This is a genomic window from Paracoccus ferrooxidans (genome assembly GCF_029909815.1).
Lineage (GTDB): Bacteria > Pseudomonadota > Alphaproteobacteria > Rhodobacterales > Rhodobacteraceae > Paracoccus > Paracoccus versutus.
In genome coordinates, this window is sequence record NZ_CP038198.1 from 1,840,772 (window position 1) to 1,863,365 (window position 22,594).

Below are 22,594 nucleotides of genomic sequence, written 5' to 3' on the forward strand. Positions count from 1 at the left end.
CTGGATGGCGATCACTCTATGCGATCCGGCTTCGCGCGCAAGCGTTCCTTGCAGGGCGGGGAACCGGCGTCGATGTTCGGATCGCGGCGATCCGCCCGGAAACGAAAGCCGCTTGACCGGCCGGGTGCCGCGGTGCAGCCTGTGCATCACCCCGACGACAGCAGGCCGCCGATGCCCCATCTTCTTTCGATCGACCAGGGGACGACGTCGTCTCGGGCGATGGTCTTCGACGCTGGTTTGCGTCCGATCGCCTCGGCGCAGCACGAATTCCCGCAGCACTACCCGGCCTCGGGCTGGGTCGAGCACGACCCCTCGGACCTGTGGGTCAGCGTGGCCGGCGTGGCGCGGGCCGCGGTCGAGAAGGCCGGGATCCCTGCCCGCGACATCGCCGGCATCGGCATCACCAACCAGCGCGAGACCACGCTGCTTTGGGACCGCAGGACCGGCCAGCCGCTGCACCGCGCCATCGTCTGGCAGGACCGCCGCACCGCCGACCTCTGCGCCCGGCTCAGGGCCGAGGGGCACGAGCCGATGGTCGCCGCCCGCACCGGGCTGCTGCTCGACCCGTATTTCTCGGGCTCCAAGCTGCAATGGCTGCTCGACCATGTCGACGGCGCCCGCGCCCGCGCCCGGCGCGGCGAGCTGGCCTTCGGCACCGTCGACAGCTGGCTGATCTGGAACCTGACCGGCGGCCGGGTGCATGCCACCGACGCCACCAACGCCGCGCGCACGCTGCTTTTCAACATCGCCGAGAACCGCTGGGACGAGGATATCTGCGCGCTTTTCGACATCCCGATGCAGCTTCTGCCCGAGGTCAGGGACTGCGCCGCCGATTACGGCGCCACGCGGGCCGACCTGTTCGGGCGCGAGATCCCGATCCTGGGCGTGGCCGGCGACCAGCAGGCGGCGACGGTGGGCCAGGCCTGCTTTTCGCCCGGCATGATGAAATCGACCTATGGCACCGGCTGCTTTGCGCTGCTGAACACCGGCGCGGACCGGGTGGCCTCGAGCAACCGCCTGCTGACGACCATCGCCTACCGGCTGGGGGGCCGGACGACCTATGCGCTGGAGGGCTCGATCTTCATCGCCGGGGCGGTGGTGCAATGGCTGCGCGACGGCCTGGGGCTGATCCGGCACGCGTCCGAGACGCAGGCGCTGGCCGAGGCGGCCGATCCCGGCCAGGACCTGGTGCTGGTGCCGGCCTTCACCGGGCTCGGGGCGCCCTATTGGCGGCCGGAGTGCCGGGGGGCGGTCTTCGGGCTGACGCGGAACTCGGGCCCGGCGGAGCTGGCGCGTGCGGCGCTGGAGAGCGTGGGTTTCCAGACCCGCGACCTTCTGGAGGCGATGCGGGCGGACTGGCCGGATGCGGGCGGGGTGTTGCGGGTGGACGGCGGCATGGCGTCGAGCGGCTGGACGATGCAGTTTCTCTCGGACATCCTGGGGGCGCCGGTGGACCGTCCGGCGGTGACCGAGACGACGGCGCTTGGCGCGGGCTACCTGGCGGGGTTGCAGGCGGGGCTGTGCCCGCCGCCCGAGGCTTTCGCCCGCGCCTGGTCGCTGGAGCGCCGCTTCGCCCCCGCCATGCCCGCGCCCGAACGCGAGGCCCGATACGCAAGGTGGAAAACCGCCGTCAGGGCGACGATGGAGGTGGCATGAGCGCGTTTTCCTTTGCCCTGCCGGGCCGGGTGGTCTTTGGCCGCGGCGAGGCGCGGAAGGCCCCGGCGCTGATCCGCGCCCATGGGTCGCGCGGCGTGCTGGTGCATGGCGCGAACCCCGCCCGTGCCGCCTGGCTGCTCGACGCGCTGCGTGCCGAGGGCGCCGAGGTCATGGCCGTCGCCTGCGGTGCCGAGCCGACCCTGCCGATGCTGGAGGCGGCGCTGGCCGGGGCCAAGGGCCACCAAGCCGATTGGGTCGCGGCACTGGGCGGGGGTGCGGCGCTGGACCTGGGCAAGGCGCTGGCGGCGCTGATCCCGGCGCCGGGCGGGATCATGGATCACCTGGAGGTCGTGGGCCGCGGCCTGCCGCTGGCCGCGCCGCCCTTGCCCTTTGTCGCGCTGCCGACCACCGCCGGCACCGGGGCCGAGGCGACGCGGAACGCGGTGATCGGCCTGCCGGAACATGGCCGCAAGGTCTCGATCCGGGACGAGCGCATGTTGCCGCGCCTGGCCATCGTCGATCCGGCGCTGACCGACCATTGCCCGCGCGCGGTGACGCTGGCTTCGGGCCTCGACGCGCTGGCGCAGGTGATCGAGCCCTACCTGTCCTGCAAGGCCACGCCCTTCACCGATGCGCTGGTGCGCCCCGCGATCCTGCCGGGCCTGCGCGCCCTGAAGCGGCTGATGGAGGCCGAGGATGCGGCGGCGCGCGACATCATGGCCTGGGTCAGCCTTTGCGGCGGGATGGCGCTGGCGAATGGCGGGCTGGGCGCGGTCCACGGCCTTGCCGGCGTGATCGGCGGCGTGACGCCCGCCGCGCATGGCGCGATCTGCGGCGCGCTGCTGGGGCCGGTGCTGGCGATGAACCGCGCCCACAGCCCCGATCCCGCCCGCATCCACGAGGTCTGCACCGAGATTGCCGGCGCATTCGGCGGCGATGCGGCCGAGGCGCCGCAGGGGCTGGCCCGCTGGGCGCGCGATGCCGGCCTGCCGGGGCTGGGCGCGCAGGGGCTGGATGCGGCCCGGCATCGGGCGGTGGCCGAAGCCTCGCTCAGCAGCTCCTCGATGAAGGGCAATCCCTTCGCCCCCTCGGTGCCGCAGCTGTGCGAGGTCTTGCGCGAGGCAGGCTGAGGGGCGGGCCATGGGCCGGTTCCGGCGCGCCTGGCATGGACCCGCGCATGATGCCGCCCGCGACGCCTTGCGATCCGCCGCTCGACTGACGGTTGCAATTCCCGCGAGACAATTCGGGCGATTGCGCTTACCGTTCTGAAACGGAACGGTTCTTGTCACCTGCCAGCCGGGCGGTATTGGGGGGCGGAATGGTCGAACGGGCTACGGGTGAGGTGCGCTTCGCGGTCGTCCTTTACGGCGGCGTCTCGCTGGCGATCTACATGAACGGCATCGCGCAGGAACTGCTGCGCATGGTGCGCGGCAGCTCGGACCTGCCGGACGAGGCGCTGTCGCCGGGCGAGCTGATCTATCGCCGGCTGTCGCGCGAGCTGGCCGGCCCGCGCGGCGGACGCAAGCGCTTCGTGATCGACATCATCTCGGGCACCTCGGCGGGCGGGATCAACGGCGTGGCGCTGGCCAAGGCGCTGGTCGCGGGCGCGCGCGACATCGACATCCTGCGCGAGGCATGGACGGAAAAGGCCGACATCGGCCAGTTGCTCAACGACCGCCAGGGCATCGCCGGCCGCCTGCGCCCGACCGAATCGCTGCTGGACGGCGGCCATATGTTCCGGGTGCTGCACGACACGCTGGCCCGGCTGACCGGCGACGGCAGGCCGCTGGCCGAGACGGTGGACCTGTTCGTCACCGCCACCGACCTGCACGGCCGCCAGGCGCCGATCCACCTGACCGGCGCGCGGCTGGACGAAAGGGTCCACCGCAAGGTGTTCCACTTTGCCTATGACGGGGCGGGGCGCAACGATTTCGGCCCCGGAAACGAGGCCATGCTGGCCTTTGCCGCGCGCTGCACCTCGTCCTTTCCTGTGGCCTTTCCGCCGATGCGCTTTGCCGACATGCCGGCCGCGGCGCAGGATGCGGGCTTTGCCCGGTTCTTCGACCACGACCCGGATTATGCCGGCCGGCTGTTCGCCGATGGCGGCTATCTGGACAACCGGCCCTTCAGCTATGCGACCGGGCTGATCCCCTCGCGCCCGACCACCCTGCCGGGCGAGCGCAAGCTTCTGTTCATCGACCCCTTCCCCGAGGCGGCGCCCCCGCCCGGCCAGCCGCCCCGGCCGGTGGATTTCCTGCAAAACGCCCAGCTGGCGCTGACCGGCCTGCCGCGCTACGAGGTGATCCGCGACGACATCCGCGCCATCGCCCGCATGAACCGGCGGCTGGAACGGCTGGGCGCCTTGCAGGTCCGCTGGCGCGAGGACCAGAACCGGGTCGAGGCCGCCGGGCGCGAGATGCGCCAAAGGCGCAAGCCGGCCGATCTGGATCGCATGGACCTGGCCGACCTGATGACTGGCGCCTATCAATACCCGCAGAACTACCCGCTTTATCACCACCTGCGGGTCTATGGCACCACCGACGGGCTGTCGGGGATCGTGGCGGGGCTGGCGGGGCACCCGCCGGATTCGGACGTGGCGCTGTATCTGCGCCAGATCCTGCGTGCCTGGCGCGACGACAATTTCAGCGCCTATCACGCCGAGGGGCGCGAGACCGAGAACGCCTTCCTGTCCCGCCATGACCTGGATTTCCGGCTGCGGCGGCTGATCCACCTGCGCGCCCATCTCGACGAGGCGCTGGACCGGCGCGAACGCATCCAGGGCGAGGAGGTGGCGCTGCACCTGCCGCCCGACCTTCTGGCGTCCCTGCGTGACCGGATCGAGCAGGAGCTGGCCGAATTGCGCCGCCTGGCCCGCCCCGCCAGCAGCCAGGCCCAGGCCCTGCTGGCCGGCGCCGAGATCGGCCGGCTGGATGGGCTGATCTCGGCCGAATACAGCGCGGTGATGAAGCTTGCCACGCTCGACCAGCGCTATCGCAAGGCGCGCGAGATCTATCGCAGCACGGAGATCAGGGCGCTGGTGGACAAGGCGCTGGCGCGGCTGGGGCAGGACATGCGCGCCGCCTTCGACGCCAGCAGCGCCCGCATCCGCGCCGAGCTGGCCGCGCCCGAATTGCAGCCGCTGCTGGATGTCTATGACGATTTCCACTGGCATGACGTGATGACCTATCCCTTCCTCGAAGGGTCCGAGCTTCAGGAGCATTCGCAGGTCGAGGTATTCCGCGTCAGCCCCGCCGACAGCGGGCTGAACCCGCGGCCCGGCAAGCTGGCGGGCATCGCCGTTGGTGCCTTCGGCGGTTTCCTGAACCGCGACTGGCGCGAGCATGACATCCTCTGGGGCCGGCTGGACGGGGCCGAGCGCATCGTCGCCGCGCTGATGTCCGACCGCCCCGAGGCCGAGCGCAGCGCCTGGGTGCAAGAGATGCAGAACCAGATCCTGCGCGAGGAATATGGCGAAGAGGCGGGCCAGGCCCGGCGGCTGGCGCTGCTCAAGGCCAAGCTGCGCGATGCCCGCATCGACGAGGACGCCTTCGAGGAGACGGCCGCCCAGGCGCTGGGGGTCAAGGACGCGGCCGAGCTGGACCTGCGGCGTTTCGGCGCACATTACAAGGATCTCAAGCCCCTCGGCCCGCGCCCGCCCGAGATCGCGGGCTGGAGCAGCCGCAGCATGGCGATCCTGTCGCGCATGATCGACGACCTGCCCGACGACGGCATCCTGCGTCTTTTCGGCAGCCGGGCGGCCACGGCGCTGCGGGCCGGGGGCGGGCTGATCTCGGGCTTTGCGCGTTTCGCCATGCCCGGCAGTTACTGGCGGATGCTGGCGGACAAGATGCTGTTCCTGGCCGTGCTGGCGGGGGGTCTGGTGGTGCTGCTTTCGCCCTGGCTGGGGCCGGCGGCGGCCCGGATCGGCTGGCTGCTGCTGGCGGTCGCGGTCGCGGCCTGGCTTCTGCTCTACGGCTTCGGCCGCTGGCTGCGCGGCCGCGACAGCCTGCCGCGGGCGCTGCGCTGGCCGGCGATCCTCGTCGCGCTGGCGCTGATGGGGGTGGGGCTGGCGACTGTCGCAGATCGCCTGTTCGGCTGACGCGGCCCGCGACGGCCCCCGTCGCAAACCGACCTCGCCTTGTCGCAATAACGCCCAGGCTTTGCGTCGCGCGGTTGGAAAAAGGCGTCAAGGGGGATAGAGGCGAAACCGGGACGGGCAGGTCCGCCATGAACCGGGCTTGCGCATGTCGGCGCCTGCGCTATCCGCGCGCGTGTGGGCGCCGGGCTTTTGCCTTGGGGCGGGCTGCGGACATTGAAGGAGAATGGCTTATGGGTGCAAGGATCATCGACGGGCGGGGCTTTGCGGCCGGGGTGCGGGCGCGTGTTGCCGAGGCTGTGGGCCGGCTGCGGTCTGGGCACGGGTTGGTGCCCGGGCTTGCGGTTGTTCTGGTGGGCGAGGATCCTGCGAGCCAGGTCTATGTCAGGAACAAGGCGGTCCAGACGCGCGAGGCGGGGATGGCGAGCTTCGAGCACCGGCTTGCGGCCGAGACGCCGCAGGCGGCGCTGCTGGCGCTGGTCGCGCGGCTCAATGCCGACCCGGCCGTGCACGGCATCCTGGTGCAGCTGCCGCTGCCCGCGCATATGGACGCCGGGGCGGTGATCGCCGCCATCGACCCGCGAAAGGACGTGGACGGGTTCCATGCGCTGAACGTGGGGCTGCTGGGGACCGGGCAGAAGGCGCTGGTGCCCTGCACGCCCTCGGGCTGCCTGATGCTCTTGCGCGAGACGCTCGGGGATCTGTCGGGGCTGGAGGCGGTGGTGGTGGGGCGCTCGAACATCGTGGGCAAGCCGATGGCGCAGCTCTTGCTGGCCGAGAACTGCACGGTGACCATCGCCCACAGCCGCACCCGCGAGCTGGCGGCGGTCTGCCGGCGGGCGGACATCCTGGTGGCGGCGGTGGGCCGGGCGCGGATGATCCGGGGCGAGTGGATCAAGCCCGGCGCCACGGTGATCGACGTGGGCATCAACCGCATCGAGGAGGAGGGCCGGTCGCGGCTGGTCGGCGACGTGGACTTCGCGGGCGCGGCGCAGGTGGCGGGCGCGATCACCCCGGTGCCGGGGGGCGTGGGGCCGATGACCATCGCCTGCCTGCTGGCCAATACGCTGGTGGCCTGCTGCCGGGCGCATGGCCTGCCCGAGCCGGATCCGGGCCGGGCCGAAGGCGCGGCGGCCTGAGGGATGGCGCGGGACGGCGGGGGGCGCTGCCCCCCGCTCCTGCGGCCCCCCGGGATATTTGCACACGGAAGAAACCAGGGCGCTTGCCCTTTCAGTGGAGAGCCAGATGAAGAAATACACGCTGACGGTCGCCTGCCCCTCGACGCGCGGCATCGTCGCCACCGTGGCCGGCTTTCTGGCCGAGCACGGCTGCAACATCACCGACAGTTCGCAGTTCGACGATACCGAGACCGGGCGCTTCTTCATGCGGGTGAGCTTCGTCTCGGAGGAGGGCGTGGGGCTGGAGGCGCTGCGCGCGGGCCTGGCCGGCCCGGCCGAGCCCTTCGGCATGGACTACGCCATCCATGACGAGGCCGAGAAGATGAAGGTGGTGATCATGGTCAGCCGCTTCGGCCATTGCCTGAACGACCTGCTCTATCGCTGGCGCATCGGCGCGCTGCCGATCGAGATCGTGGCGGTGATCTCGAACCACATGGACTACCAGAAGGTGGTGGTGAACCACGACATCCCCTTCCACTGCATCAAGGTCACGCGCGAGAACAAGCCGCAGGCCGAGGCGCAGCTGATGGCGGTGGTCGAGGATTCGGGGGCCGAGCTGGTGGTTCTGGCGCGCTACATGCAGGTGCTGTCGGACGCCTTGTGCAAGAAGATGTCGGGGCGGATCATCAACATCCACCATTCCTTCCTGCCGAGCTTCAAGGGCGCCAACCCCTACAAGCAGGCCTTCGAGCGCGGGGTGAAGCTGATCGGGGCGACCAGCCATTACGTGACCGCCGACCTCGACGAGGGCCCGATCATCGAGCAGGACACCGTCCGGGTCACCCATGCGCAATCGCCCGAGGACTATGTCAGCCTCGGCCGCGACGTCGAAAGCCAGGTCCTGGCCCGCGCCATCCACGCCCATATCCACCGCCGGGTGTTCCTCAACGGCAACAAGACCGTGGTCTTCCCCGCCTCGCCAGGAAGCTACGCATCCGAAAGAATGGGGTGAAACAGCGCCCCCCACCCCCACCCCTAGCCCCGGTCTTCCGTGGACAAATATCCCCGCCGGAGGCAAGCAGCGGGGAAACCGGCGCCCCGCGTGCAGGACCGCTATGACCCGTGACGCCGGCGCAGCGCCTCGTCGACCGTGGGTGCGTAATGCACCAGCGGGCGGCGCAGCCCATGCGTCAGCAGCACCCGGCGGATGTCGCGGCTGGTGCCGGTCAGCCACAGCGCGATGCCGCGGCGCTGCGCCTTGTGCGCCAGCCCCTCGATCATGTTGGCGCCGGTGGAATCCAGGAAGGGTACGGCGCTGAAATCCACCACCAGCACCCGGAACCCGTCCTGGATGCGGTCCAGCACCGAGCCGATCGAGGCCGTGGCGCCGAAGAACAGCGCCCCCGAGATGCGATAGACCACCACGTCGCGCGGCTGCGGCTGGTCCGGGCGCGGCCGGCTGCTGTCGGCCATGTCGGCGCCGACCAGCGCCTCGACCCCTACCGCCTGGCTCATGCGCTGGATGAACAGCACCGAGCCGAGCGCCAGGCCCGTGACGATGGCCTCGGTCAGGTCGCGGAAGATCGTCAGCCCGAAGGTGACCAGCAGCACCGCCGCCTCGCCCCAGCCCGAGCGCAGCAGGATGGCGATGGCGGGTTTCTCGATCATGTTCCAGGCGACGACCGCCAGCACGCCGGCCAGTGCTGCCAGGGGGATATAGGATGCCAATGGCGCCGCCAGCAGCATGAAGCCCAGCAGGAACAGCGCATGCAGCATCCCCGCCACCGGCCCATGCGCGCCCGAGCGCACGTTGGTCGCGGTCCGCGCGATGGTGCCGGTGACGCAGATGCCGCCGAACAGCGCCGAACCCATGTTCGCCACCCCCTGCGCCACCAGTTCGCAATTCGAGCGGTGCCGGCGACCGGTCATGCCGTCGGCGACCACCGCCGAGAGCAGCGATTCGATGGCGCCCAGCAGCGTCAGCGATACCGCCGCGGGCAGAAGCGCCAGGGCCTTCTCCAGCGAAAACTCCGGCAGCGCCGGGGCGGGCAAGGTCGAGGGGATGCCGCCGAAGCGGCTGCCGATGGTCGCGACATCCGCCCCCGTTGCCGCGGTGATGCCCGCGGCCAGCGTCACGGCGATCAGCATGCCGGGCCAGTGTGGGCGGGCGCGCTTCAGCCCCAGGATCACCGCGACGGTTCCCAGCGCGATCCCCAGCGCGGCAGGCGTCAGGCTGGCGCGGGCCTGCCACAGCGCCGGGATCTTCTCGACCAGCTCGCCCGGTTCATGGGTCAGCGCCAGGCCGAAGATTTCCTTCAGCTGGCTGGTGAAGATGATGACGGCGATGCCGGCGGTGAAGCCGACCGTCACCGGGAAGGGGATGAACTTGATGAAGGTGCCCAGCCGCAAGAACCCGATCGCGACCAGCATCAGCCCCGACATGAAGGTCGCAAGGATCAGCCCCGACATGCCGTGCTGCGCCACGATCCCGGCGACCAGCACGATGAAGGCCCCCGCCGGCCCGCCGATCTGGTAGCGCGAGCCGCCCAGCGCCGAGACCAGGAAGCCGCCGATGATGGCGGTATAGAGCCCCTGCGCCGGCGAGGCGCCGGAGGCGATGGCGATGGCCATCGACAGGGGCAGCGCCACGATGGCGACGGTCAGCCCGGCCAGGGCATCGGCGCGCAGCTCGGCCGCGCCATAGCCCTCGCGCAGGACGGTGATCAGTTTCGGGGTGAACAGCGGCGCAAATCCGGGCGCTGCGATTGCCTGCTGGTTCATCTGGGGCCGCACCTTGGTCAAGGAGGCGGCGGGATCGTCGGCTTTCGTCGGCGGTCGCCGTCGCGATTACGTCTGCGGACCGGATTTCAGCCGCACGCCGCGCCCGCCCGAGGTGCTGGCGGCGCCTTCGCCGATCAGCTCGATCCCGGCGGCCTCCAGCGCCTCGACCACGCGGGTCAGGCTTTCGACCACGCCGCGCACATTGCCGTCGCTGGCCTCCATGCGCTGGATGGTGGGAACCGACAGGCCCGAGAGTTCGGCGAGCCGCTTCTGGTCGATGCCAAGAAGGGCGCGCGCCGCACGCATCTGGGCCGAGGTCATCATGCGCTGATTTCCAATCCTTGATGATGGATGTCTAGCATGGCTATCATGATATTTCAAACATCATCTTTGCCGGTTCAGGCATAAGAAAAAGGCCCCCGCGAAGGGGGCCTTTCCGGTCCATTTGCCCGAGTAGGCGATAGGTCAGAACTTCATTGTCGTGCCCAGCGTGATCGTGCGACCGGGCGCCCAGACCGGCTCGATCCCACCGCGGCTGTGATTCGCACCAAAGCCCGACCGCTCGTAATAGTTCTTGTCGAACAGGTTATCGACGCTGAGCCGAACCGCCACGTTCTCATATGCCTGGGGCGTCCACTCGGCATAGGCGTTGACCACAGTATAGGACGGCTGCTTGTAGTAAGTCGTCGTGGAGGTCGGGCCTACGACGACCCGCTCGTCGATCGAGCCTGCCCATTCCACCGAGGCGCCCAGGACCGTGTTCCATGCCGGCAGTTCGTGATCGACCCAGAGCGTGGCGGTTTCGCCCACCGGCATGAAATAGACGCCGTTGTTGGGCAGGACATCGTCACCATCGCCGGTCACGTCCGCCTTGGTGAAGGAGGCGCCGATCCGGGTATTGCCGAAATCATAGGTGCCATGCAGGGTGACACCCTTGCTGCGGTATTCCTCGGTGCGGTTGGTCAGCAGGGTCGAGGATTCGTAGCTCAGCAGTCCGTCGATCTTCGTGTCGAAGACCGTGATGCCGGCCTGCCAGGCGTCGCCGTTAAAGTTCGCTCCGACCTTGAGGTTCTTGGCTGTGCCCGTGTCCAAGTCCGGGTCGGTGACAAAGGCGTTGCTGCGGGCATGGACATAGCCGTAATCGCCGATGACGTAGCCCAGCCAGGTGCGCGAAGCGCCGGCGAAGACTTCGATATTGTCGTTGACGCGATAGGCGAGAGTGCCGTTCACGCTGGCACCGGAATCGCTGAACCGCTCGCCGTTCCAATCGGTAAAGCGGTGCGCGTCGTAGCGGGCGCCGGTCGAAAGGCTGAAGCCGTTCTGGAACTCGAACCGGCCCTGGGCGAAGACGCCGATCTGACTGGTCGAGAAGTTGCGATATTGCCGATCAGCAGCCTGGCCGTCACCATAGTTGTCGGTGGAGTAGTCGTGTTCGTTGAAGTCGACCCCCGCGGTGATCTTGCCGCCGCTAACCGTGAAGGTATTCTGCACCTTGCCGCCGAACTGGTCCTCATTGAAGATCGCGTCACCGTTGTTGCCGCGCGCGCCGGAGGCGTAGTTCGGCCGCCAGTATTCATATTGGCTGAAGTAAAGCGAAACCTCGGGATCCCACATGTCGGTCGGCTCGGTCGAGGTATAGGTCAGCTTGACCGTGTCACGGCTGACCTTCAGCGGATGGACCTCGTCGCCGGCCAAGCCCATGTTCGCCTTGATCAGGCGATCGGCCTCGTCACGGCTGCGCTCCAGGCCAAGCTCGATCCGGTGGCCTTCGAACTCATAGCCCAGTTTGGCCAAGACATTGCGCGCCGCAGGCTCGGTGCCCAGAATCTCCTTGCCGTCGCCGTTGTCGTAATTGTCGCCGTTCGAGCCGTGGGCCATGATGAACCAGTCGAACCCGCCGCTCCGGCCATAGCCGGCCAGGCTGCCCGAGAAGCCGCGACCATTCGAGCCATAGGAAAGTGCTGCACGGCCGCCGACGTTCTGCCCCGCTTCCAGCAGATCCAGCGCGCCCACCGTCTCGTAGCGCAGGGCACCCGCTGCGGCGGCAAAGCCGGAATCAGCTGCTGCCGCCCCGGCCTCGACCTCGACCGATTTCAGGAAGGCCGGGTCGATCACGTTCGAGCCGGTGTGGTGCCAACTGGTCTGCGCTTGCGGCACGCCGTCCACGGTAACGGCAAGCAGCGATTGCTCGATACCGAAGACGCTGACCTTCTTGGCCGGTCCGCCGCCACCGGAAACGGTGATGGAGGATTCACGCGAGAACAGCTCCGAGACATCGGCGGGCTGCATCGCCTCGATGTCCTCGGCGGTGACGGAGACGCCGCCGGTCGCCTCGACATTCTCCTGGCCGTCGGCGACCAGGGTGATCGGGTTCAGGACCACGGTCTCGGCGTTCTGGTTGTCCTGTGCGTAAAGGGCTGTCGCCAGGGCAAGCGAGGACACGCCCGCCAGCGGGATAATACGGCGCAATTTCATGGTCATTGCCTTGATTCGTTCGAAACTGGCGCGAGTTATATGGCCGGTCCCAGGATGCACAAGTATTTTACTCGGATATTCGATCTGGTTTCGACTGAAATAGTCGGGATTGTTGCGCTTCTGCGTCACTTCCGGATCGGGCCGCGACGATGGGCCGCAGGATGCCGACAGCCAACGCCGGGGCTGGCGCAGGCGGGGGCAATGGGGTTACAGCAGCCCAAAGCCGCAGCCCGAGAAGCCACAGATGACGATTACCCTTTACCGCAACGACCTGCCGGACGACCTGGACCTGGGCCCGGTCGTGGCCATCGACACCGAGACGATGGGGCTGGACCCGCGCCGCGACCGGCTGTGCCTGGTGCAGCTGTCCTCGGGCGACGGCAATGCGCATCTGGTGCAGATCGCCCAGGGCCAGCGCGCGGCGCCGAACCTGGTGCGGATGCTGGCAGATCCCCAGGTGCTGAAGCTTTTCCACTTCGGGCGTTTCGACATCGCCGCGCTGGAGGCGGCCTTCGGCGTGGCGACGAAGCCGGTCTGGTGCACCAAGATCGCCAGCAAGATGGTGCGCACCTATACCGACCGGCACGGGCTGAAATACCTGCTTTCGGACCTGGTCGGCGTCGACATCTCCAAGCAGCAGCAGACCAGCGACTGGGGCGCGGCGGAACTGTCCGAGGCGCAGCGGGAATATGCCGCCTCGGACGTGCTGCACCTGCACGCGCTCAAGGCCGAGCTGGAAAAGCGACTGGCGCGCGAGGGGCGGCTGGGCCTGGCGCAGGCCTGTTTCGACTTTCTTCCCACCCGTGCCCATCTGGACCTGCTGGGCTGGGGGGATGAAAACGACATCTTCCATCACTAGGTAGCGGGCCATGAGCGCATATCTCGATACCGCCCGCAGGGTGATCCGCACCGAGGCCGAGGGGCTGGCCCTGCTGGCCGACGGCCTTGGCGACAGCTTCGACCGCGCGGTCGAGACCGTCCTGGCCGCGCGCGGCCGGGTGGTCGTGTCCGGCATGGGCAAGTCCGGCCATGTCGGGCGCAAGATCGCCGCAACGCTGGCCTCGACCGGGACGCCGGCGCAGTTCGTCCATCCGGCCGAGGCGAGCCATGGCGACCTGGGCATGGTGACGCAGGGCGACGTGGCGCTGGTGCTGTCCAATTCCGGCGAGACGCCGGAGCTGGCCGACCTGATCGCCCATACCCGGCGCTTCCAGATCCCGCTGATCGGCGTCGCCGGCCGGCCGCAATCGACGCTGCTGCGCCAGGCCGACGTGGCGCTGGTCCTGCCCGCGGCGCCCGAGGCCTGCGGCACCGGCATCGTGCCCACCACCTCGACCACCATGACCATCGCGCTGGGCGATGCGCTGGCCGTGGCGCTGATGGAGCATCGCCAGTTCACGCCCGAGCATTTCCGCACCTTCCACCCCGGCGGCAAGCTGGGCGCGAAACTGTCCAAGGTGGCTGACCTGATGCACCGGGACATGCCGCTGGTGGCCGAGACCGCGCCCATGGCCGAGGCGCTGCTGACCATCAGCCAGAAAAGCTTCGGCGTGACCGGGGTGACGGATGCCGCGGGGCGGCTGACCGGCATCATCACCGACGGCGACCTGCGGCGGCACATGCAGGGCCTTCTGGACCATAGCGCCGCCGAGGTGATGACCCGCAACCCGCGCACCATCGGCCCCGACGCGCTGGCCGAGGCGGCCTTGGCCGAGATGCAGGCACGCCGCATCACCTGCCTGTTCGTGGTCACGCTCGAAGGGATGCCGGCGGGGCTGATCCATATCCACGACTTCCTGCGCACGGGGCTTGTCTGACGGTGGGCACCCGCTCGCGCATCGTGGCCTGGCTGCGGGTGCTCCTGCCGCTGACGGCGCTGGCGATCCTGTCGGTGTTGTTCCTGCTGGGCCGCAAGCCCGACCCCGAGGCGAGCATCCCCTATGCCGACGTGGACCCGCGCGAGCTGGCCGAGCGGCAGGCGGTGACGAGCCCGACCTATGCCGGCGTGACCCGCGACGGCGCGCAGCTGAGCATCTCGGCCGCCGAGGCGCTGCCCGGCGATCGCACCAGCGGCGCCCAGGCGCAGGCGGTGCGCATGACCCTGCGCGCCAGCGACGGGCGGGCGGCGGATGTCAGCGCCGGCGCCGCCTCGATGGCGGACCAGCAGGTCCGGCTGGGCGAGGGGGTGCGCATGACCACCGCCGACGGCTGGGTGCTAACCGCGCCCGAACTGCTGGCCTCGACCACCGAGGGCACGCTGCTCTCGGAGGACGAGGTCAATGTGCTTGCCCCTTTCGGCCGGCTGACGGCGGGGCGGATGGAGTTTCGGCCCTCGGGCGAGGGCAGCGGCGATCACGTTCTTGATTTGAGCGGCGGAGTCCGCTTGATATACCGGCCATGACCCGGCGCCGCCGGCCGCATAGGGGGCCTGCGGGCGCCAGAAAGGAAATCCGATGATCCGGCCCGGACCGCTTTTGCCCGTGATCCTGTCGCTGATGCTGGCGGCGGGCCCGACGCTGGGACAGGCCGCCGGCTTCGGCCGGGCGCAGGACATCAAGGAGCCGGTCGAGGTCACGGCCGATTCGCTGACCGTGGACCAGAAGACCGGCCAGGCGACCTTTTCCGGCAATGTGCTGATCGGCCAGGGCGCCATGCGGCTGTCGGCGGACAGCGTGACCGTGACCTATGCCCAGGGCGACCAGCGCCGCATCAGCGCGCTGCACGCGCAGGGCAACGTCACCCTGGCCAGCGGCGAGGACGCGGCCGAGGCCCAGGCGGCGGATTACGATGTCGAGACCGGGACCATCGTGCTGACCGGCGACGTGCTGCTGAGCCAGGGCGGCAACCTGCTGGCGGGCGACAAGGTGACGGTGAACCTGGAAAGCGGCACCGCCGACGCCTCGGGCCGGGTGCGCAGCGTCCTGCAGCCGGAGAACTGACGCCATGGCCGAAAAGCAGGGGCTGCGCGTCCGCGGCCTGCGCAAATCCTATCGCAACCGCCCGGTGATCCGCGACGTGGCGCTGGACCTGGACCGGGGCGAGGTGGTGGCGCTTCTGGGGCCGAACGGCTCGGGCAAGACCACCTGCTTCTATTGCGTGGCCGGGCTGGTCGCGCCTGATTCGGGCCAGGTGCTGATCGACGGGCAGGACGCGACGCGGCTGCCGATGTATCGCCGCGCCCAGATGGGCATCGGCTACCTGCCGCAGGAGATGTCGATCTTTCGCGGCCTCACGGTCGAGCAGAACATCATGGCCGTCCTGGAACTGGTCGAGCCGCATGTCCACCAGCGCCGCGAGCGGCTGGAGGAACTGCTGGGCGATTTCTCGATCGGCCATCTGCGCGGTGCCTCGGCCATGGCGCTGTCGGGGGGCGAGCGGCGCCGGGTCGAGATCGCCCGCTGCCTGGCGGCCGATCCGGCCTATCTGCTTCTGGACGAACCATTCGCCGGCGTCGATCCCATCGCCGTGGGCGAGATCCGCGCCCTGGTCCACGACCTGAAAAGCCGCGGCATCGGCGTGCTGATCACCGATCACAACGTCCGCGAAACGCTGGAGATCGTGGACCGCGCCTATATCCTGCACGACGGCCATGTGCTGAAATCCGGCACCACGGCCGAGATCGTCGCCGATCCGCAGGTCCGCCGCGTCTACCTGGGCGAAACCTTCCGCATGAACTGAACGCGAGGACGTGACGATCCCGTGCGCGCAGCCGTTGACACGGCGGCATGGCTGTCACCAAATGAGGATATGGCCGGGCAGGACGCCGGGCCAAAGAAACCCGGACGGTGCCGCCGCGAGGGCTGCGACGACCAGGCCGGGCAACCGAAAGGACGGACCACCATGCGCTATCAGATCAGCGGAAAACAGATCGATGTGGGCGATGCGCTTTCGACTCATGTCAAGACCGAACTCGGTGCCACCGTTGAGAAATATTCGCAACGCCCGACGGATGCGACGGTCATCTTTTCCCGCAACGCGCATGAATTCATCTGCGATGCCGTGGTGCATCTCTCGACCGGGCTGACCGCCCAGGCCAAGGGCGGGGCCACCGACATCTATGCGGCCTTCGAACAGTGCCGCGAGCGGATGGACAAGCAATTGCGCCGCTACAAGCGCCGGCTCAAGGATCATTACAAGGACCGGACCCAGCCGGTTGAATTCGAACAGGCGGGGATGTATGTGCTGGCCGCTGGTGAAGATGACGAATGGGAAACGCAGGCCGACGGCGTGCAACCCATGATCATCGCCGAGATGGAGACCCGCGTGCCCACCCTGTCGGTCGGCGAGGCGGTGATGCAGATGGAACTGGCCGGCAGCCCGCTGCTGGTCTTCCGCAACGAGAAACATGGGGGCGTGAACGTGGTTCACCGCCGCGACGACGGCAACGTGGGCTGGATCGACCCCCGCAATCTGGGCTAGACTGACGCAAGAAGGGCAGTCTTGTTGAACCAACGTCCCGGCCGCGCAGCCCGCGGCCGGGCCTTGACAATTTTTTGGGCGACATGCAGATCAGCGACATACTCTCCCCCGCCGCCGTGCGGACGATGAGCCAGACCACCAGCAAGAAACGGTTGTTCCAGGAAATCGCCGAACAGGCGCGGGCGGTCTATGGCGTGGATGCCGCCCAGACGCTGGACGCGCTGCAAGAGCGCGAAAGCCTGGGCCCCACCGGGGTCGGCCATGGCGTCGCGCTGCCCCATGCGCGGCTGCATGGGCTCGACCACGTGGTCGGCCTGTTCCTGCGGCTGGAAAAGCCGCTGGATTTCGACGCGGTGGACCGCCAGCCGGTTGACCTGATCTTTGCGCTGCTCGCGCCCAAGAACTCGGGCGTCGATCACCTCAAGGCGCTGGCGCTGGTCTCGCGCACGCTGCGCGACCAGGACCTGCGCGCCAAGCTGCGCGCGAACGAGGATCCGGTGGCGCTGCACGCCATGCTGGCCGCCGCGCCGGGCATCAAGGCGGCCTGAGGTCGCAGGGCCGCCCGCAAGGGGTGAAATGCGCCCGCATCCGCGCTATACTCCCGCGCGGGAGGAAGACCGAAATGACCAGACATATCGCAGACCGCAGTCACGAAAACAGTTCCGGCCGCACCCAATATTATACGCGGCAGGAACGCGAATCCGGCCTTCATCCGGCCATCGCCGCCCTGCGCATGCGGCCCCGCGTCCGCAGCAGCGAAGAGGCGAATCGCCGCGCCGCCGAATTTGCCCGGATCGAGCGCGGCCATCGGGTCTGATCCCTGGCCCAGCAATGCGAACCGGCCGGGCGCTGCCGCCCGGCCGGTTTTCATTTCGGCCTTGGCCTGGGACGGCGGTCAGGCGCGGACCAGATTTTCGTATTCCTCGGCGATCTTGCGGGTGGTGTCGCCGACCTGGAAATGCCAGTCGCCGATCTGCCCGACCGGGGTCACTTCGGCCGCGGTGCCGGTCAGGAAGCATTCCTGGAAGCTGTCCAGCTCCTCGGGCTTGATGCGGCGTTCATGCACGGCGGTGCCGTTGTCCTTGAGCATCTGGATGACGGTCTGCCGGGTGATGCCGTTCAGGAAGCGGTCGGCCAGGGGCGTATGCACCTCGCCGTCCTTGACGAAGAAGATGTTGGCGCCGGTGGCCTCGGCGACATAGCCCTCCCAGTCCATGAACAGCGCGTCCGAGCAGCCCTTCTCCTCGGCCGCGTGCTTGGACATGGTGCAGATCATGTAAAGCCCGGCGGCCTTGGCGGCGGTGGGGATGGTCTCGGGGCTGGGCCGCTTCCACTTGGCGATGTCGAGCTTCGCGCCCTGCCATTTCGCGTCGCCGTAATAGCTGCCCCATTCCCAGGCGGCGACGGCCATGCGCACCGGGTTGCGGCGCGCCGAAACCCCCATGTCCTCACCCGAGCCGCGCCACATCACCGCGCGGACATAGGCGTCCTTGAAGCCGTTCGCCTCCAGCACGGCGGTTTTCGCCGCGTCGATCTCTTCTGCGCTATAGGGCGATTGCATGTCCAGCAGCCGCGCCGATTCGATCAGCCGCAGCGAATGCTCGTGGCCCTTGAAGATCTTGCCGCTGTAGCACCGCTCGCCCTCGAACACCGAGCTGGCATAGTGCAGCGCATGGGTCAGGATGTGGACGTTCGCCTCGCGCCACTCCACCAGCTTGCCATCCATCCAGATCTTGCCGTCACGATCGTCATATGCGCCCGCCATTTTTCCCTCCGGCCGGTTCGGTTTGCGGAATGTTGCGCCGTCAGAGCATGTCTGGCAAAGAAAGTTGCGCAACTTGAGGTCTGGGCTATCCATTCATGGTTGGAAAGTCAACAAGTCTGACGTAATAAGGGCCATGCAGTGAAGGGAAGGCCATGCAGAACAAGGTGAATGTCGCGCCGGCAGGCGGGGAAAGCCTGCTGTTTCTGACGGATGATCAGCTTCGCCGCGGGATCGAGGCGATGTTCTTCGCCTATCGCGCCTTTACCGCCGATCCCGACCTGATCCTGGCCGAGCTGGATTACGGCCGCGCCCATCACCGGGCGATTCACTTCATCAACCGCGAGCCGGGCCTGACGGTGACGGCGCTTCTGGACGTGCTGGGCGTGACCAAGCAATCGCTGAACCGGGTGCTGCGCACGCTGATCGAGGAAGGGCTGGTCGAAAGCCGCATCGGCCGCCGCGACCGGCGCGAGCGGCAGCTCTACCTGACCGACAAGGGCGCGGCGCTGGAGCGGCGGCTGTCCGAGGCGCAGCGCGCCCGGATGCGCGCCGCCTATCGCGCCGCCGGGCCCCAGGCGGTGGCGGGCTTTCGGCAGGTGCTGGAGGCGATGATGGACCGCGACACGCTGCGCCAGTATCGCGCGCTGAAAGAACTGCCCGAGACGCCATGACCGCCCCCTCCCTCGCCCCCGATCCCCAGCCTGCGGCCCATATCCTGGTCGTGGACGACGACGAACGCATCCGCAGCCTGCTGCGCCGCTTCCTGATGCGCAACGATTTCCTGGTGACGACGGCGCGCGACGCCGCCCATGCCCGGCGCCTGCTCGACGGGCTGGATTTCGACCTGATCGTGCTCGACGTGATGATGCCGGGCGAGGACGGGTTCTCGCTGACCCGCGACCTGCGCAAGTGCATGACCACGCCGATCCTGCTGCTGACCGCCAAGGGCGAGACGGGGGACCGCATCGAGGGTTTCGAAAGCGGTGCTGACGACTACCTGCCCAAGCCCTTCGAGCCGCGCGAACTGCTTCTGCGCATCGCCGCCATCCTGCGCCGCATCCCGGCGGCCGAGGCGAAGGGGCCGAAATTCCTGTCGCTGGGCCATCTGCGCTACGATGCCGACAAGGGCGAGCTGTGGCAGGGCGATGCGCCGCTGCGCCTGACGGGAACCGAGCAGGCGCTGCTCAGGCGCCTTGCCGACACGCCGCGCCAGCCGGTCAGCCGCAGCGCGCTGATCGAGGATCTGGGCCGCAGCCCGGCCGAGGAGGCGGGCGAGAACTCCGAGCGCGCCATCGATGTGCAGATCACCCGCCTGCGCCGCAAGATCGAGCCGGACCCCAAGGAGCCGCGCTATCTGCAAACCGTGCGCGGCACCGGCTACATGCTGGTGCCCGACTAGGCCACGCCGCGCCCGCCTGCACGGCTGCAATGGGTATTTGGACAACAGAGAAGATCGCGGCGCGGGCCCAGGACTTCTTCGTTGTCCAAATACCCATGCCGAGCGTGCAAGAGGCGCGGCGCATGAGAAAGGGGCCCGAAGGCCCCCAAATCACGCCAGCGCGCCGTGGCAGTGCTTGAACTTCTTGCCCGAGCCGCAGGGACAAGGATCGTTGCGCGAGGGGTTGCCCCAGGTGGTGGGGTCGGTCTCGTCGAAGCCGGCGACCCGGCCCGAGACCTCGCCGCCCTCGGCCTCCTCGTGCTCGGGATGCATCTGCGCCTCGACCGCCGCCTGGCTCTGCTGGTATTCGCGCAGCATCTGCTCGCGCTCGGCATCGGTCAGCGGGCGGATGCGGGCCAGTTGCTGGGTCACGTCGAAGCGCAGCCCGTCCAGCATGGTCTCGAACAGCTGGAACCCTTCGGTCTTGTATTCCGACAGCGGGTCGCGCTGCGCATAGCCGCGGAAGCCCACGACCGAGCGCAGGTGTTCCAGCGTCACCAGATGCTCGCGCCATTTGCTGTCGATCTGTTGCAGCAGCACCTGCTTTTCGATCTGGCGCATGTTTTCCGGGCCGAACTGCTCGGCCTTCTGCGCCATATAGGCGTCGGTGGCCTGCTGGATGCGTTCGCGGATCGCCTCCTGGTCCACGCCGTCCTCGGCGGCCCAGTCGGCGATGGGCAGGTCCATGTTCAGCCTGTCGATCACCGCGTCGTGCAGGCCCTGGACGTCCCATTGCTCGGCATAGGCACGGGGCGGCAGGTGGCGCTCGACCAGGTCGTCGATCACCTGGGCGCGCATGTCGGCGGCGACCTCTTCGACCTCCTCGGTATGCATGATCTCCAGCCGCTGGCTGAAGATCGCCTTGCGCTGGTCGTTCATCACGTCGTCGAATTTCAGCAATTGCTTGCGGATGTCGAAGTTGCGGCCCTCGACCTTGGCCTGTGCGCGTTCCAAGGACTTGTTGACCCAGGGGTGGACGATGGCCTCGCCCTCTTTCATGCCGAGCGTGGACAGCACCTTGTCCAGCCGTTCCGAGCCGAAGATGCGCATCAGGTCGTCTTCCAGCGACAGGAAGAACAGCGAGCGGCCGGGATCGCCCTGCCGGCCCGAGCGGCCGCGCAGCTGGTTGTCGATGCGGCGGCTTTCGTGGCGTTCGGTCGCCAGCACGAAGAGGCCGCCGGCGTCCAGCACCGCCTGTTTCTCGGCGGCATGTTCGGCCTCGATGCGGGCGCGGACCTCGTCGGGGTTCGCCTCGGGGTCGGCGGCCAGCGCCTCCATCACCTTCATCTCGACATTGCCGCCCAGCTGGATGTCGGTGCCGCGGCCGGCCATGTTGGTGGCGATGGTCACGGCGCCCAGCTTGCCGGCATCGGCGACGATCTTGGCCTCCTGCTCGTGCTGGCGGGCGTTCAGCACGTTGTGCTGGATGCCCTCCTTGGCCAGCATCTGCGACAGCATCTCGGATTTCTCGATCGAGGTGGTACCGACCAGGATCGGCTGGCCCTTTTCATGGGCTTCCTTGATCGCGGCGATCACGGCGGCATATTTCTCGGCAGCGGTGCGATAGACGCGGTCGTGTTCGTCGATGCGCTGCACCGGACGGTTGGTCGGCACCTCGACCACGCCCAGCTTGTAGATCTCGGCGAATTCCTCGGCCTCGGTGGCGGCGGTGCCGGTCATGCCCGAGAGCTTGTCGTAGAGGCGGAAATAGTTCTGGAACGTGACCGAGGCCAGCGTGACGTTTTCCGGCTGGATGGCGACGCCTTCCTTGGCCTCGATGGCCTGGTGCAGCCCGTCCGACAGCCGGCGGCCCTTCATCATCCGGCCGGTGAATTCGTCGATCAGCACCACCTCGTCGTCGCGCACGATATAGTGCTGGTCGCGCTGGAACAGCTTGTGCGCGCGCATCGCCTGGTTGACGTGATGCACGATGGTGGTCGATTCCGGGTCGTAGAGCGTCTGCCCCTCGGGCAGGATGCCCGCCGCCTGCAGCCGCTTTTCCAGGAACTCGTTGCCTTCCTCGGTAAAGGTGGCGTTGCGGGTCTTTTCGTCCAGCTTGTAATGCTCGGGTGCCAGTTCCGGCATGAAGCGGTCCAGCGTCTTGTAAAGTTCGCTGCGGTCCTGGCTGGGCCCCGAGATGATCAGCGGCGTGCGCGCCTCGTCGATCAGGATCGAGTCGACCTCGTCCACGATGGCGAAGAAATGCCCGCGCTGGGTCATCTGCTCGATCGAGCCCTTCATGTTGTCGCGCAGGTAGTCGAAGCCCAGCTCGTTGTTGGTGGCATAGGTCACGTCGGCCCGGTAGGCTTCGCGCTTTTCGGCATCGTCCTGGAACGGGTAGACCACGCCGGTGGTCATGCCCAGCTGCGCAAAGACCTTGCCCATCCAATGCGCGTCGCGTTTCGCCAGGTAGTCGTTGACGGTGACGACATGCACGCCCTTGCCGGCCAGCGCGTTCAGATAGGCCGGGAAGGTCGCGACCAGGGTCTTGCCCTCGCCGGTCTTCATCTCGGCGATATTGCCCTGGTGCAGGAAGACGCCGCCCATCAACTGGGTGTCGAAGGCGCGTAGGCCCAGGGCGCGGCGCGCCGCCTCGCGGCAATTGGCAAATGCCTCGGGCAGAAGCTTGTCCAGATCCTCGCCCGATTGGGCGCGGCCCTGCAATTCGCGGGTCTTGTCGATCAGCTCCGCGTCCGAGAGGGGGCGGAACTTCTCCTCCAGCGCGTTGATCTGGGCCACCAGCGGGCGGACCGATTTCACCTTGCGGTCGTTGGGCGTGCCAAAGACCAGTTTCGCCAAGTTTCCGATGCCGAGCATATGAACCTTCAAAATCGCGTATCTGGGGG

Annotated in this window: 20 protein-coding genes; 15 read left to right on the top strand and 5 right to left on the bottom strand. The window is 68.3% G+C overall.

The window, feature by feature from the left end; all coding sequences use genetic code 11:
* The first annotated feature begins 171 nt into the window (after positions 1-171).
* The 5 genes from glpK to purU all read left to right on the top strand — a co-directional run bounded on the left by glpK (position 172) and on the right by purU (position 7,882).
* A complete protein-coding gene (glpK, locus tag E3U26_RS09240) occupies positions 172-1,656 on the top strand; it encodes a glycerol kinase GlpK (RefSeq protein WP_275600383.1) in 1,485 nt (494 codons plus the stop codon).
* Positions 1,653-2,786, top strand: coding sequence for an iron-containing alcohol dehydrogenase (locus tag E3U26_RS09245; protein ID WP_276243198.1), 1,134 nt, complete (start codon positions 1,653-1,655; stop codon positions 2,784-2,786). Before glpK ends, E3U26_RS09245 begins: the two co-directional genes overlap by 4 nt.
* A 188-nt stretch (positions 2,787-2,974) precedes the next feature.
* Positions 2,975-5,755, top strand: coding sequence for a patatin-like protein (locus E3U26_RS09250; protein ID WP_243786307.1), 2,781 nt, complete (start codon positions 2,975-2,977; stop codon positions 5,753-5,755).
* A 230-nt stretch (positions 5,756-5,985) separates the two neighbouring features.
* Positions 5,986-6,891 carry a bifunctional methylenetetrahydrofolate dehydrogenase/methenyltetrahydrofolate cyclohydrolase FolD gene (gene folD / locus E3U26_RS09255; RefSeq protein ID WP_275600358.1) on the top strand — a complete coding sequence of 302 codons (906 nt, stop codon included), beginning with the start codon at positions 5,986-5,988 and terminating at the stop codon, positions 6,889-6,891.
* Positions 6,892-6,997: 106 nt separating this feature from the next.
* Positions 6,998-7,882 carry a formyltetrahydrofolate deformylase gene (gene purU / locus E3U26_RS09260; protein WP_499104688.1) on the top strand — a complete coding sequence of 295 codons (885 nt, stop codon included), beginning with the start codon at positions 6,998-7,000 and terminating at the stop codon, positions 7,880-7,882.
* Between the two features lie 101 nt (positions 7,883-7,983).
* Here the strand turns inward: purU and E3U26_RS09265 are convergent, their stop codons facing one another.
* The 3 genes from E3U26_RS09265 to E3U26_RS09275 form a co-directional block, all read right to left on the bottom strand.
* Positions 7,984-9,651 carry a SulP family inorganic anion transporter gene (locus E3U26_RS09265; RefSeq protein ID WP_114535928.1) on the bottom strand — a complete coding sequence of 556 codons (1,668 nt, stop codon included), beginning with the start codon at positions 9,649-9,651 and terminating at the stop codon, positions 7,984-7,986.
* A gap of 66 nt (positions 9,652-9,717) precedes the next feature.
* Complete coding sequence (locus E3U26_RS09270) at positions 9,718-9,975, bottom strand: helix-turn-helix domain-containing protein (RefSeq protein ID WP_072463851.1); 258 nt, start codon at positions 9,973-9,975, stop codon at positions 9,718-9,720.
* Between the two features lie 141 nt (positions 9,976-10,116).
* A complete protein-coding gene (locus E3U26_RS09275; RefSeq protein ID WP_499104753.1) occupies positions 10,117-12,132 on the bottom strand; it encodes a TonB-dependent receptor domain-containing protein in 2,016 nt (671 codons plus the stop codon).
* Positions 12,133-12,370: 238 nt separating this feature from the next.
* Between E3U26_RS09275 and E3U26_RS09280 the strand changes: the two genes are divergently transcribed.
* The 8 genes from E3U26_RS09280 (at position 12,371) to E3U26_RS09315 (ending at position 17,362) form a co-directional block, all read left to right on the top strand.
* Entirely contained in the window at positions 12,371-12,985 is a 615-nt protein-coding gene (locus E3U26_RS09280; RefSeq protein ID WP_036758213.1) for a ribonuclease D, read from the top strand.
* A 10-nt stretch (positions 12,986-12,995) separates the two neighbouring features.
* Complete coding sequence (locus E3U26_RS09285; RefSeq protein ID WP_243784760.1) at positions 12,996-13,943, top strand: KpsF/GutQ family sugar-phosphate isomerase; 948 nt, start codon at positions 12,996-12,998, stop codon at positions 13,941-13,943.
* A 2-nt stretch (positions 13,944-13,945) separates the two neighbouring features.
* Entirely contained in the window at positions 13,946-14,527 is a 582-nt protein-coding gene (locus E3U26_RS09290) for a hypothetical protein (protein WP_036758211.1), read from the top strand.
* Between the two features lie 52 nt (positions 14,528-14,579).
* Positions 14,580-15,065: an LptA/OstA family protein gene (gene lptA, locus E3U26_RS09295; protein ID WP_499104754.1), complete on the top strand. Its 486-nt coding sequence runs from the start codon at positions 14,580-14,582 to the stop codon at positions 15,063-15,065.
* Between the two features lie 4 nt (positions 15,066-15,069).
* Positions 15,070-15,804 (top strand): LPS export ABC transporter ATP-binding protein, encoded by a 735-nt coding sequence (gene lptB / locus E3U26_RS09300; RefSeq protein WP_036758209.1) that lies wholly within the window; start codon positions 15,070-15,072, stop codon positions 15,802-15,804.
* Between the two features lie 162 nt (positions 15,805-15,966).
* Positions 15,967-16,545 (top strand): ribosome hibernation-promoting factor, HPF/YfiA family, encoded by a 579-nt coding sequence (gene hpf / locus E3U26_RS09305; RefSeq protein ID WP_036758230.1) that lies wholly within the window; start codon positions 15,967-15,969, stop codon positions 16,543-16,545.
* 83 nt (positions 16,546-16,628) lie between these two features.
* Positions 16,629-17,093 carry a PTS sugar transporter subunit IIA gene (locus tag E3U26_RS09310; protein ID WP_011748883.1) on the top strand — a complete coding sequence of 155 codons (465 nt, stop codon included), beginning with the start codon at positions 16,629-16,631 and terminating at the stop codon, positions 17,091-17,093.
* A gap of 74 nt (positions 17,094-17,167) precedes the next feature.
* Positions 17,168-17,362 (top strand): hypothetical protein, encoded by a 195-nt coding sequence (locus tag E3U26_RS09315; protein WP_036758208.1) that lies wholly within the window; start codon positions 17,168-17,170, stop codon positions 17,360-17,362.
* 78 nt (positions 17,363-17,440) lie between these two features.
* Here E3U26_RS09315 and E3U26_RS09320 read toward each other — a convergent pair whose 3' ends face one another.
* Positions 17,441-18,310 (bottom strand): branched-chain amino acid aminotransferase, encoded by an 870-nt coding sequence (locus E3U26_RS09320; RefSeq protein WP_036758207.1) that lies wholly within the window; start codon positions 18,308-18,310, stop codon positions 17,441-17,443.
* 152 nt (positions 18,311-18,462) lie between these two features.
* On the opposite strand from E3U26_RS09320, the gene E3U26_RS09325 reads away from it, so the two are divergent.
* Positions 18,463-18,981, top strand: coding sequence for a MarR family winged helix-turn-helix transcriptional regulator (locus E3U26_RS09325; protein ID WP_036758206.1), 519 nt, complete (start codon positions 18,463-18,465; stop codon positions 18,979-18,981).
* The gene (locus E3U26_RS09330; RefSeq protein WP_499104755.1) at positions 18,978-19,709 is read left to right on the top strand and encodes a response regulator transcription factor family protein; all 732 of its coding nucleotides are present in this window, start codon (positions 18,978-18,980) and stop codon (positions 19,707-19,709) included. Before E3U26_RS09325 ends, E3U26_RS09330 begins: the two co-directional genes overlap by 4 nt.
* Before the next feature lie 150 nt (positions 19,710-19,859).
* Here the strand turns inward: E3U26_RS09330 and secA are convergent, their stop codons facing one another.
* Positions 19,860-22,565, bottom strand: coding sequence for a preprotein translocase subunit SecA (secA, locus tag E3U26_RS09335; protein WP_072463857.1), 2,706 nt, complete (start codon positions 22,563-22,565; stop codon positions 19,860-19,862).
* Positions 22,566-22,594: the final 29 nt, after the last annotated feature.